This is a genomic window from Telluria sp. AZSoR62 (assembly GCF_058111565.1).
Window position 1 is genome coordinate 1 of the sequence record NZ_JBYTST010000171.1, and the last position, 337, is coordinate 337.

Below are 337 nucleotides of genomic sequence, written 5' to 3' on the forward strand. Positions count from 1 at the left end.
TTTCAAGCCAACAGCGGCATCGCGCCTTCAGCGATGGCGACCGTCCTGGTCGGCGTCGTGTTCGCGGTCCTGCTCGTCTGGGGCGTCTGGGCCATGCGAACGGCCTACGTGGGGTGGTCCGAAAGCCGCCTCAACCAGCGCCAGTTCCTCGGCGTCTGCATCCGATTCGTCGCGATGTACCTCGTCCTGACTTTCTTCCTCCTCTCCTGACCTGAAAGGCATGACCATGCAAAACTGCATCCTCACTTCCCGTCTTGCCCAGCGCGCCACCGTGGCCCTGGGCACCGCAGCGCTGCCCGCCCTGTCGTTCGCGCAGGGTCTGCCGCAGTTGGAGAAC

The 337-nt window shown here is 64.7% G+C and carries 1 protein-coding gene and 1 pseudogene; both read left to right on the forward strand.

Features of this window, described 5'->3' with window-relative positions:
* Positions 1-210: TIGR03758 family integrating conjugative element protein (locus tag AC3XQU_RS23390; RefSeq protein WP_489876540.1), on the forward strand; the 210-nt coding region annotated here is incomplete at its 5' end.
* 16 nt (positions 211-226) lie between these two features.
* Positions 227-337 (forward strand): annotated as a pseudogene (locus AC3XQU_RS23395) (TIGR03745 family integrating conjugative element membrane protein); the annotation flags it as partial.